At 72.5% G+C, this 11,079-nt stretch carries 10 protein-coding genes; 2 read left to right on the top strand and 8 right to left on the bottom strand.

The genetic code is table 11. The features are described 5' to 3' along the window. Positions 1-92 precede the first annotated feature (92 nt). The 6 genes from ACZ6W9_RS23840 to ACZ6W9_RS23865 form a co-directional block, all read right to left on the bottom strand. Entirely contained in the window at positions 93-1,508 is a 1,416-nt protein-coding gene (locus tag ACZ6W9_RS23840) for an AAA family ATPase (RefSeq protein WP_389963610.1), read from the bottom strand. Beyond that, the gene (locus ACZ6W9_RS23845) at positions 1,505-2,974 is read right to left on the bottom strand and encodes a hypothetical protein (protein WP_389963607.1); all 1,470 of its coding nucleotides are present in this window, start codon (positions 2,972-2,974) and stop codon (positions 1,505-1,507) included. The genes ACZ6W9_RS23840 and ACZ6W9_RS23845 overlap by 4 nt, the downstream gene beginning before the upstream one ends. Beyond that, a complete protein-coding gene (locus ACZ6W9_RS23850; RefSeq protein ID WP_362946630.1) occupies positions 2,971-4,074 on the bottom strand; it encodes a hypothetical protein in 1,104 nt (367 codons plus the stop codon). Before ACZ6W9_RS23850 ends, ACZ6W9_RS23845 begins: the two co-directional genes overlap by 4 nt. Beyond that, a complete protein-coding gene (locus tag ACZ6W9_RS23855) occupies positions 4,071-4,847 on the bottom strand; it encodes a hypothetical protein (protein ID WP_470119691.1) in 777 nt (258 codons plus the stop codon). Before ACZ6W9_RS23855 ends, ACZ6W9_RS23850 begins: the two co-directional genes overlap by 4 nt. A 217-nt stretch (positions 4,848-5,064) precedes the next feature. Continuing rightward, positions 5,065-6,513 (bottom strand): NADP-dependent phosphogluconate dehydrogenase, encoded by a 1,449-nt coding sequence (gene gndA / locus ACZ6W9_RS23860; protein WP_470119693.1) that lies wholly within the window; start codon positions 6,511-6,513, stop codon positions 5,065-5,067. 76 nt (positions 6,514-6,589) lie between these two features. After that, complete coding sequence (locus tag ACZ6W9_RS23865; protein WP_362946638.1) at positions 6,590-7,231, bottom strand: hypothetical protein; 642 nt, start codon at positions 7,229-7,231, stop codon at positions 6,590-6,592. Positions 7,232-7,375: 144 nt separating this feature from the next. Here ACZ6W9_RS23865 and ACZ6W9_RS23870 point away from each other — a divergent pair, with 144 nt between their 5' ends. Both ACZ6W9_RS23870 and ACZ6W9_RS23875 read left to right on the top strand, forming a co-directional pair. Further along, complete coding sequence (locus ACZ6W9_RS23870) at positions 7,376-7,984, top strand: RNA polymerase sigma factor (protein ID WP_389963595.1); 609 nt, start codon at positions 7,376-7,378, stop codon at positions 7,982-7,984. Beyond that, positions 7,932-8,762: an anti-sigma factor gene (locus ACZ6W9_RS23875; protein WP_470119696.1), complete on the top strand. Its 831-nt coding sequence runs from the start codon at positions 7,932-7,934 to the stop codon at positions 8,760-8,762. The genes ACZ6W9_RS23870 and ACZ6W9_RS23875 overlap by 53 nt, the downstream gene beginning before the upstream one ends. A 120-nt stretch (positions 8,763-8,882) precedes the next feature. Here ACZ6W9_RS23875 and ACZ6W9_RS23880 read toward each other — a convergent pair whose 3' ends face one another. After that, positions 8,883-10,238, bottom strand: a complete 1,356-nt coding sequence (locus ACZ6W9_RS23880; protein ID WP_389964448.1) for a glycosyltransferase family 4 protein — start codon at positions 10,236-10,238, stop codon at positions 8,883-8,885. A gap of 634 nt (positions 10,239-10,872) precedes the next feature. Beyond that, positions 10,873-11,079 (bottom strand): hypothetical protein (locus ACZ6W9_RS23885; protein WP_470119697.1); only part of this gene is annotated, 207 nt, incomplete at its 5' end.

The raw sequence follows: 11,079 nt of genomic DNA on the forward strand, positions 1-11,079 counted from the left end.
TGCCCGAGGGCATCATCGGCCGGGCGGCCGTCCTCAGGGGAGAACCGCGCCCGCACGCGCGGCGCCGTCCCCGCCCTCCGGCCGGAGCGCCCTCAGCGGTCGGCGGCCACCCGATGCTTGGCCAGGTGCGCCAGCACCGCCTGGTTGGCCTCCCACCCGTCGGGGAACTTCACCGGCACCCCGAGCCGCACCGGTTCGGCCGACGGGTGGGCGTCCAGCAGTTCGGGGATGCCCGCCCTGGCCACCACCACGCAGGCGTGCCGGTGCCGCGAGGCCAGCACGCACAGCCGCCCCGACTCCAGGTGGAACGCCGTGGCGTCGCGGCGGCCCGACAGCGGATGCAGCATGATCGTCACGTCGTACTCCCGGCCCTGCAGCCGGTTGGCGGTGTCCACCGTGATCTCCTCGGGCACCCCGGCGGCGCGGATCGCGGCGACCTGGTCGCGGTGCGCCGCGCCGATCGCGATCCGGTCGGCCGTGACCCGGTGGCTGCCCCGCTCCGAGTGCGCCACCGGCGCCCGCTGCAGCAGCCGCACCGCCAGCACCGCCACCGCCTGAACCGCCTCGGCGTCGGTGCGCACCGTGTGGCGGCTCGGCAGCTCGTACAGCGCCCACCCCGAGGCCGCCGCCTCCTCCAGCGCCCGGTCGTAGGAGGTGCGCATGCCGTCGACCGTCAGCTCCAGCGCCCGGTCGGCGTCGCCGGTCCCGGCGCGGAACCCGGTGAACGGGTAGAACGCCTCCGACACCACCGGCGCCGCCGAGGCGGGCAGCCGCCAGGACACCGGCAGCCGGTGCACCGGCAGGTCCGGGTTGTGCCGCAGCAGCACCGAGACCGCGCTCTGCACCGGATCCCACGACAGCCCGGCCCAGCGGTCGCCGTCCACGATCGAGAACGGGTCGAGCTGCCCCGGGTCGCCCACGAACAGCGCCCGCTCGAACAGCGAGGCGATGCGCAGCAGCTTGTCCGAGCGCATCTGGTACGCCTCGTCCACGATCGCCCACGGCCAGGTGCGGTCGCCGATCCAGGCCCACTTGTCCGCCGTGGCCACCACCACCGCCGGATCCCCCAGGTCGGGCAGCTTGCCCGCCACCGACACGTTGGGGTGACCCAGGACCCGGCCCGGCGTGACGTAGCCGCTCGCCGACAGCCGGCCGATCGTCAGGTCCGGGTGCTCGGTCGCCAGCCGGTCCACCAGGTCGTCGACCTGCTCGTTGGTCTGCGCGACGATCATCAGCGGCTCGCCGGTCTCCGCGATGTGCCCGGCCGCCCGGACCACCAGCGTCGACTTGCCCGCCCCGGGAGGGGAGTCGACCACCACGCCCCGGTGGCGCGGCAGGTCGGCCAGGACCGCCTCGACCACGGCCGCCGCCTCCCGCTGCGGCGACACGGCGGGAACCACGAGACGCGAGGCGGCCGGGCCGTACGGCAGCGCCTCCGGGCGCGCCTCCGGCACCACCCCGAGCACCCCCGTACGGCGCGCCCCCGGCGTCCCCCGCTGAACGCTCATGACCATTCCTCCCGCGCGTCGTCGTCATCCGGCACGTACTCCTCCGGCGGGCCGCCGTGGGTCCACGGGGTCCGCTCGGGCTCCGGCAGCGCCGCCGAGGACTGGAAGTCGTCGGTCAGCGTGGTGTAGGTGACCTGCTCGCCCGGCTCGGGCACCGCCCCCGGGGCGGCCACCTTCCCGCGGCCCATCCCCTTGGTCACCTTCAGGGTGATCTCGTCGCCGTCGATCCCGACGACCTCGGCGGCGTGGCCGCGCCGGTCGGGGCTGCCGAGCACGGCGCCGGGCGTCAGCCGCACCGGGTCGGCGGTGCGGACCGTGACCAGCGGGCGCAGCTTGCGCGAGCGGCCCTCGCCCTCGGTGTTCTCCGGATCGGAGGAGACGACCGTCCCGGCGAACGCCTCACCGGTCAGGCGGTACTCGGCCATCACCAGCGGGTCGTCGTAGGCGCGCTGCACGTCGTAGCTCGCCCGCGCCCGCTCCAGGGCCGCCAGCCGCGCCGCGGCGCCGACCGCGCCGTCCCGGCGAGCCTGCGGCGGCCCGCCCTCGGCGATCATTTCGAGGAACCGGGTGAACGACCCCCGGTCGGTCTCCCAGCGGCCGGCCACCCGCGAGCCCTCCGGCAGGGCGCGCAACAGCTCCACCGACCGCCACATCAGCCGCCAGGTCGGCTCCAGCTGGGTGCGCAGCGCCTGGGCGACGCGCTCCACCGCCCGCGCGGTCGGCGCCTCCTCGTAGGCGCGGACGGCCGGGCCGAGCACCTCGTTGTCGAACCCCGGATCGGTGGCCGGCCCGGCGGGCGGCCACAGCAGCGGGTCCTCGGCCTCCTCGGCGGCCCGCCTGCCGTCCATCCCGGCGGGCGGGTCGATCCACCCTGCCAGCGCCGCCAGGTTGGCGTCCTCCAGGGCGCTCTGCCCGGTCGCCCAGTGCGCCGACAGCGCCTCCGTCATCGACATCATCAGGCACGACCCCGGCCGTCGCGACCGGTCGGCGAAATACGTCAGCCACCGCCCGAGCAGCGGCACCGACGGATGCACCGGGTAGGGGCCGTCGGCCCGGCGGAACCGGGTGGAGCGGCCGAGCAGCCCGGCGAAGGCCGCCGCCGAGCGGTTCGGCACCAGGATCTGCGGCGCGTCCAGGCACCGCTCGTACGGGTCGCCGCCCCTGCGCTCCACCGTCTCGGTGGTCTTGGCGAACCCCTCGACGTACGGCAGCAGCACCTCGGCCAGCTCCGCGGCGAAGGCGAACCGCAGGTCGCGGTTGCGCGGCTGGGGAACCACCAGCAGCCGCGGATGGTCGGGGTCGGCGCCGACCATGGCGCCCAGCGGGGCGAGGGCCTCCCCGGCGAGCTGGAGCGGCACGAACACCATCGGGCGCGGGGCCAGGTGGCAGTGGCGGACCGTGGTGATCCGCTGCGCGGTCCCGTCGCGGACGGCCTTGAGGCGGGCCAGTGCCGTCAGCGTGCTCATCCCAAGCACTCCTCGCGCAGGCGGTGGGCCAGGCGGAGCAGGTGGGCGATCTCCTCCTGCCCCTCGGCGGGCTCCGCGGAACCCTCGGCCAGGGCGAGCGCCTCGTCCACGCCCAGGATCCCGCCGAGCTGGTCGCGCACCTGACGTCCGAGCTGGTCGGTGGATCCGCCGCAGCGGGCCTCGTCACGGCAGAACATGCACATGTCGCAGGTGGACAGGCAGTCGGGCGCGTACCGGGCCGGGACCTCGCGCAGCGCGCCGGCCACCTCCCGCGCCGGCCGGGTGGGGACCCCCTCGGAGTCTGGGGCCAGGTCGAAGGTGATCCCCGCGGGCAGCTCCTCCACCAGGTGGTCCACCCGGGTCATCCGGTCGAGCTGCCGCCGGAGCACCGCGAGCTGCCTGCGGACGTCCACCAGCGTCGCGACCGGCCGGTTGGCGAAGTTCTCCGGGCACACCAGCACCACGTCGTGCGACACCCGCTCCGGGTCGTGCCCGAGGTCGGCCAGCAGGGCGCGCAGCGCCAGCACGTACACGGCGGCCTGCCGGGCCGCCGCCGCGACCTTCTCCGGCTCGGCCTGGCCGTCGACCACCGCGAACGACTTGATCTCCACGATGTGGAAACGGCCCTCGACCTGGAAGGCCACCACGTCGGGCTCCAGATAGGAGGTCTGGCCGGCGATGCGGAGGCTGAGCAGCGGATGGTCGTAGAAGACCGCCGCGTCGTCGCCCTCGCGCGCCGCCCGGTCGATCAGGGCGCGCGTGTGGGAGTGGCGCAGGTGGGAGCCGACGCTCTCCACGTCCTGGTAGCCCACCTGTGCGATCGGCAGCCCGAGCAGCTCGCGCAGCAGCCGCAGCAGCTCGGCGCAGCCGTTCTCCTTCACCAGCGCCTCGAAGACGTTCCCGCGGGTGATCGCGAACTGCGACTGGCCGAACGGGGCCGGGAAGCCGATGTGCCGTGCCGTGAGGTCCTTGTCCACCCCGGCGGCGTCCAGCACCGCCCGGCGGGCGCAGCCCGGGTTCGCGGCCAGCGCCGCGATGGCCCTGGCGTCGTGGGCGCGGGGCGGCACCGGCCCGCGCAGCTCGTCGAGCCTGTGCCTCAACAGGCCGCCTCCTTCAACGCGCCCAGCGCGGCGGCGCCGAACAGGCGCTCCACGTCCGGCAGCCGTCCGGTCGCCCGGACCGCCACCTCGGTCCGCTGCGCCGTGTCGGCCGCCCGGTGCACCTCCAGCTCGGCCCGTGCCGCGCGGATCGCGGTCGCAGGGTCGGCCGGGGCGAAGCCCTCCGTCGCACCGGGGATGTTCTGCGCCATCCGCGTCAGCAGCCGCACCGCGCCGGGCGGCGGCTCGGGCAGCCGGGCCAGGTGCTCTGCGACGCGCACCGCCGAGGTCAGGAAGTCGACGCGCGGGCTCAGCGGCCCCAGCACCCGCAGCTCCGGGGCCCACGTGCTGACCGCGAGCAGCCCGCGGGCGGGGGAGAGGCGGTCGGTCAGCGCCGCGCACAGGTAGTACGGCCGCGCGTACGGGTCGCTCCGGAACGAGCGCTCCTCGTCCCGCCGCAGGCTGGTGAGCTGCGAGCCGCGCAGCGCGCGGGAGAAGAACGCGTCGTTGACCGCGACGATCAGCTTCGGGGCGGCGGGCACGCCCAGCAGGGCCAGGGCCTGGTGTACCTGCTCCCGGATGGGCAGCAGCGGCGCCTCCGGCTCGGGGACCGGGAGCTCCTCGGCTCCGACGGCCCGGTCCCACTCGTGTTCCATCCGGCGCAGCTCGCCGCGGAGCGACCGGGCCAGGGAGTGCTCCTTGGCCTTGACCGCGCGGCGGACCTCGGCGCGCAGGTCGGCGATCCGCCGTTCCAGCGCGTCCAATGACTCACTCACGGCACGGAGCGTAACAGCAGTCCCATCGGTTTCCCGGGATTTCCCGGGAATTCCAGTCTTCGGGTCGCGCCGTCCGGCTTCGGGCCGCGCCCCGGCTCTCCGGGTCGCGCCACAGGTCTTCGGGCCGTGCCGTCCGGCGTCCGCCACCGGAGCGGGCGTTCCTCACCCGCCCCGGTGAGCCCCGGACCTCACCGGGGCGTGCCCGTCCCCGTCGTGGTCAGGCCCCGATCTCCGTACGGTCCCCGGACCACAGCGTGTGGAAGGTCCCCTCCCGGTCGGACCGCTGGTAGGTGTGCGCGCCGAAGAAGTCGCGCAGCCCCTGGACGAGCGCCGCGGGCAGCCGGTCCGCGCGCAGCGAGTCGTAGTAGGCCAGCGCCGTCGAGAAACCCGGCGCCGGGACGCCCGCCCCGGCCGCCGTCGCGACCACTCGCCGCCACGACTCCTGCGCCAGGCCCAGCGCCTCGGCGAACAGCGGCGCCGTCAGCAACGTCACCGGAGGGCTCTCCTGCTCGTACGCCTCGCGGATGCGGTCGAGGAAGACCGCCCGGATGATGCACCCGCCACGCCAGATCGTGGCCAGCGCGCCCGGATCGACGTCCCAGCCGTACTCCACGCTGCCGGCCCGGATCTGGTCGAACCCCTGCGCGTAGGCGATGATCTTCGACGCGTACAGCGCCCGCCGTACGTCCTCCACGAACTCCCCGCGGCCCGTGCGGTCCCCGGCCGGCGGAGCCTGCGGCGCGCCCGCGGGGCCGGGCAGGTCCCGTGCGGCCAGCCGCAGCTCCGTGTGGCCGGACACCGACCGGGCGAACACCGCCTCGGCGATGCCGCTCACCGGGACGCCCAGTTCCAGCGCGTTCTGGACGGTCCAGCGGCCGGTGCCCTTCTGCTCGGCCCGGTCGGCGATCACGTCGACCAGCGGCCGGCCGGTGACGGCGTCCACCTGCCGCAGCACCTCGGCGGTGATCTCGATGAGGTAGGACGACAGCTCGCCCCGGTTCCACTCCTCGAAGACGTCGGCGATCTCGGCCGGGCTCAGCCCGAGGACCTGCCGCAGCAGGTCGTACGCCTCGGCGATGAGCTGCATGTCGGCGTACTCGATGCCGTTGTGGACCATCTTGACGAAGTGCCCCGCGCCGTCCGGGCCGATGTGCGTGCAGCAGGGCACGCCGTCCACCTTGGCGGCGATGTCCTCCAGCAGCGGGCCCAGCGCCTGGTAGGACTCCCTGGACCCGCCCGGCATGATGCTCGGCCCGAGCAGCGCGCCCTCCTCACCGCCTGACACGCCCGTGCCGACGAAGTGGATCCCCCGCTCCCGCAGCGCCGCCTCCCGCCGCCGGGTGTCCAGGAAATGGGCGTTCCCGCCGTCGACCAGCATGTCTCCCGGCTCCAGGAGCGGGGCGAACTCCTCGATCACCGCGTCGGTCGGCGCCCCCGCCTTCACCATCACCAGGACACGCCGGGGCCGCTCCAGCGCCGCGACCAGTTCCTCCGGCGTGTCGCAGGCGACGAACTCACCCTCGTGGCCGTGCTCCTTCAGCAGGGCGTCGGTCCGGTAGCGCGACCTGTTGTGCACGGCCACCGTGTGCCCGTGCCGGGCCAGGTTCCGCGCGAGGTTGGCCCCCATCACGGCCAGGCCGGTGACTCCGATACGCGCCTGTGGCATCCTTCGACCTCTTCCCTGAAGACGTGTGTGACGTTTAGGGGCTTATGTCCAAGAATGCCAGGGCGCGTTCGGGCCGTCAGAGGTGGAGTGTCGTCGACGCGGTGCCGATCCGCAGGCCCGCCTTGAACAGGTGGGTCTTCAACGCCTTGTTCAGCGCGCCCGCCGCGACGCCGGTGAGCTTCACCCGGATGTTGCGAGCTCGGACCACCGACCCCTCGGCCTTCAGCTTCGCCGCCGAGAGGTCCAGGTCGAAGACCGGAACACGGACCTTCGGGTCGTCGTTGACGTTGCCCGTGACCTTGCCCTTGGCCAGGTCGATGACGAAGTCCCCGACCTTGATCCGCTTACCGTTCTTCGCGTTGACGAAGGACAGGTCACCGCGGTGCTCGACCTTGCCCGCCAGCGGGTCCACGGTGGCGCGGCCGCCGGTCACGGGGAAGCCGAACGACAGCGACAGGTTGTCACCGGCGATCCGCACGCCGGTCTTGCCGGGGGAGGTGGCATAGGCGGAGAGCCCGTTCTCCAGCAGGACCCCTCCCAGACCCCGGACGGTGGTGACCGTGGTCTGACCGCCCTTGATGGGCGCGCTCGCGGACACGGAGGCCGCCGAGGAGGTGGGCGCCGCCGCGGCGGTGGCCGCGGTGACCGGAGCCTGGAGGGAGAGGGCGAGCAGCGAGCCGCCGACGGCCAGGGTGCTCAGCGTACGAAGGGTGCGCATGGGGGATCTTCTTTCTCGTTGCGGTGTTCCCGGTGACTCTTTGCGTCGTCGCTTCCTCTTCTCGGGATGGGCACCGGTTGGATGCACCGGAGATTGTTGTTTTCTGACGCATCCGAGACGGCCGTCCCTTCGAAAGAAGAGACGATGGTCGCCCCAACCCCCGACCGGGAGATGCCACAGAGCACCGGTCCCGACAGCGCGGAACTGGACGAGGCGTCACTCGCCGCCGGCCTGAGGTCCGGGGACGAACGCTGCCTGGCCGAGATCTACCGGCGGTGGTCTCCGATGGTCCACACGATCGCCCTGCGCTCCCTGCGTCGTGTCCCGGACGCCGAGGACGTCACCCAGCAGGTCTTCATCGCCGCGTGGAGGAGCAGGACCGGATACGACCCGGCGTCGGGCTCCCTGCCCGCCTGGCTCACCGGCATCGCCCGTTACGAGATCGCCAACCGATGGCGGCTGATCCAGCGGGAACAACGGATCTCCCAGCGTCTGGTCAGTCTGGAGGCCGATCCGCCGCAGGCTCCGTCCGCGGAGGCGGTGACCGACGGCGTCCTGCTGGCAGAGGAGCTCGGCAGGCTGGGCCAGCCACGGCGTACCATCCTTGAGCTGGCCTTCTACCAGCAGCTCACGCACGTGGAAATCGCAAGCAGACTCAACCTGCCGCTGGGAACGGTGAAGAGCCACATCACCCGAGGACTTGACCGCCTGCGCCGGCGACTGGGGGTGGACGGTGCGCCATCTGGACGCTGACACGCTCGCCCTGGTCGCCCTGGGTGAACACGAGGAGCCGGAGCACCTGAACGCCTGCGCCGCCTGCGGGACGAAGCTCGGCGAGCTTCGCCGGGTGGTCGCGGCGGCCCGGCACGATCCTCTGTCCGCCCCCGCACCCCACGTGTGGGAAGGCGTGCGAGCCGAGCTCGGGCTCTCCCCGGATCTCGTGTCCGGCGCGCCCGCCGGCCCTTCCGATCCCTTCGGCTCTCCTGACCTCTCCCGTTCTTTGGGGGACATCCCGGGCGTGCCCGCCGCCCCCCTCCGACGCTCCACGCGCGGGCGGACTGTACGGCACGCCGACACGCCGGTCCGGCGAACCCGCCTCTGGGCGCTCACCGCGGCCCTGACCGCCGGACTGCTCGCCGGAACCGGAGGCACACTCCTGATCCAGCGCCTCACATCGGAGCGGACGCCTCAGGTCGTCGCGGCTCATACGGATCTCGGCCCTCTGCCCGGCAACCGGGGGACCGGCGTGGCCGAGATCCGGACGGGGCGGGACGGCGGGAAGCGGCTCCAGGTCCGGCTCGACGACCTCCCCGCCTTCGACGGGTTCTACGAGGTGTGGCTGCTCGACCGGGATGCGAAGCGGATGATCTCCCTGGGAACGGTCGACCCCTCCGGGCGTGGTTCCTACCCACTCCCCGAAGGGGTCACGACCGCCGACTACCCGGTGGTGGACATCTCCCGGGAACCGCTGGACGGGGACCCCCGCCACTCCTCCGACAGCGTCATCCGGGGCACGCTGCCCGGTGGGTGAGGCGCGACACGGCATGCCGCTCGTCCCCGGGACGCGGAAGAGGCGAGGCACTCGGCACGCCCGCGCCGGCGAAGCGGATCCCCCGCTCCCGCGGCGCCGTGCCGCCGGTTCCGTCCAGGGTCACGCCGCGGACCTCGTCGCCGGGCTCGTGCCGGTCTTGTCATATGTCTCGTCACGGGTTTCGCCGCGGGTCTCGTCACGGCGTTCGTCGCGGGCCGGGAGCTTCTCGACGTCGCCGCGCGCCGTACGCTGGAGATCGTCGAGCAGCGCGTCCCACCTGGCGCCGACCGCGTCGAGGGAGTACGCGGAGGCCGTGCTCAGGGCGTTCCGGCCGAGGGCACGGCGCAGCTCGGGGTCCTCTATCAGCCGGGAGACGGCCCCGGCCAGGAACTCCGGCTTCTGCGGGCGCACCAGCAGCCCGTCGTGCCCATGGGTGATGATCTCCCCGGGGCCGTGCGGGCAGTCGAAGCTCACCACGGGCACGCCCTTGCTCATCGCCTCCAGGATGGTCATGCCGAACCCCTCGTAGCGGGAGCTGACGACGTACATCGACGACTTGGACAGCTCGACGCCGATCTCGCTCGAACTGCCCATGAGGAGCACCTTGTCCGTCAGACCGGCCTTCTCGATCCTGGCGCGGAGCCGATCCTCGGCCTTCTGGGTGCCTCCGCCGTAGATGCGCAGCACCCAGTCCGGGTGCTCCTCCGCGACCAGCGCCCACGCCTTGACGAGACGGTCGAAGCCCTTGGCGTGGACCAGCCTGCCGATGGCGGCCACGCTCTTCTCCTCCAGGGCCGAGACGTCACCGGCCAGTTCCGGGACGGCGTTGGGAATGCACAGCAGCCGGGCCGGAGGGTCGTTCCGCAGTGTCCTGGCGTAGTGCTCCCGGTCGGCCTCGGTGAGGGTGACGAACGCGTCGAACCTGCCGTAGCGCCGTTTGATCAGCCGCCGCATCTCGGGGGCATGGACCTCCAGCGCCACGTGCTCCTGGCCGATCGTCAGCACCTCGAGCGGCGCGAACAGCGCGGTGATCAGGTTGAATCCCGGCCGGGTGGAGATGACCACGCCGGTCCGCATGGACCGCAGATAGGCCACCAGGCGGAGGTCGGTCCACAGCGAGACGGACCCGTGCACGTTCTCCTGCTTGGGCACCAGAACGCTCGGGAAGCGCGACAGCAGGCGCGCCACCGGGCCACGCGGACGCGTCCGGTCGTCCAGGAATGTCACCCGCACCCCCGGCGGGATCGGGAAGAACGGATGCTCGGCCGCGCGGACCACGCTGACGATCTCCACGTCGCGTTCCCTGGCGAGGTATCCCGCCAGGTTCAGCACCGTCCGGATGGTGCCGCCCATGCCGTAGGCGTGCTGGAGCAGGATTCGAACCGTTCCGGTGTCGGCCGCGGGCGCGCGCCGCACGCGCCTTTCGTTGACCGTCTCCAGCAGGCGTACCCCCGCACGCCTGACCGCCACGCGCATTCTCCCCGTCACTCGTGTCTCCCCCGTGTAGAAGTGGTTCGTATAGAAGTGATCGCTCTTACAGCCTTAAGAACCATTCCGCGTGCCTCCTGGTTGCCCGGGAACGCGAAGAACATGCTCAGACCGGTGGCAGAGCCACTGACTCGTCCCCGTGGGGACAGCCGCGTCCCCGTCCCCGCTCCGTCCTCCGCCGGAAGGGGCGATCATCCCTACGGGGCCGGCCGCCCGTCACCGGAGCGGGAACGGATCGGGGGGAGGCGTTCCCGCTCCGGGTTCGCGGGAGTGGATCGGGACGCCGATGGGAGGCGTCGAAGGTACGCCTCCTTCGGTACGCCTCCTTCCCTCGTCGGAGGGCGGCTGGAACGACGCGGCACCCCTCGTCCGGAGGGACGGTGGAACGGGGCGGCAGCGGGTGCACGGTCGATTTGACGATGCGGCCCGGTGTTCATAAAGTTCACCAGGCCCGAGGGAGACGGCGGAGCCGCCGTGATCTCGGAGCCACCCCACTGATCTGATCCGCCCGTTGGGATCTCTGTGTTCCGACGGCATTCGATTCGACTCGAATCGAATGATGGAGTAAGTTGGAGGGGTTGTCCCGGAAACGGGCGCCCGAATTCCCTTCGGGACGGTTGGATCAAAGCAAATCGCTCCGAAAGAGCGGTTTGACACGAAAAAGCCGGTCTGAAAGAATAAAGGCACAACGAAACGAACGAAACGCCCCGGAGAGACGGGCCTGAGGGTCCGGTTCGACGGTGAACGCGTCCGTTTCTTGAGAACTCAACAGTGTGCTAAAAGCCAGTGCATGATGCACAACCCCGTCCCACCCGCCTTCGGTGGGAGG

The organism is Streptosporangium sp. NPDC053982 (assembly GCF_055585205.1).

Bases quoted from the DNA above. Each gene is read 5' to 3' on its own strand.
- ACZ6W9_RS23880 (WP_389964448.1), bottom strand. From the start codon at position 10,238: ATGCGCGTGGCGGTCAGGCGTGCGGGGGTACGCCTGCTGGAGACGGTC.
- ACZ6W9_RS23845 (WP_389963607.1), bottom strand. From the start codon at position 2,974: ATGAGCACGCTGACGGCACTGGCCCGCCTCAAGGCCGTCCGCGACGGG.
- ACZ6W9_RS23870 (WP_389963595.1), top strand. From the start codon at position 7,376: ATGGTCGCCCCAACCCCCGACCGGGAGATGCCACAGAGCACCGGTCCC.
- ACZ6W9_RS23865 (WP_362946638.1), bottom strand. From the start codon at position 7,231: ATGCGCACCCTTCGTACGCTGAGCACCCTGGCCGTCGGCGGCTCGCTG.
- ACZ6W9_RS23840 (WP_389963610.1), bottom strand. From the start codon at position 1,508: ATGAGCGTTCAGCGGGGGACGCCGGGGGCGCGCCGTACGGGGGTGCTC.
- gndA (WP_470119693.1), bottom strand. From the start codon at position 6,513: ATGCCACAGGCGCGTATCGGAGTCACCGGCCTGGCCGTGATGGGGGCC.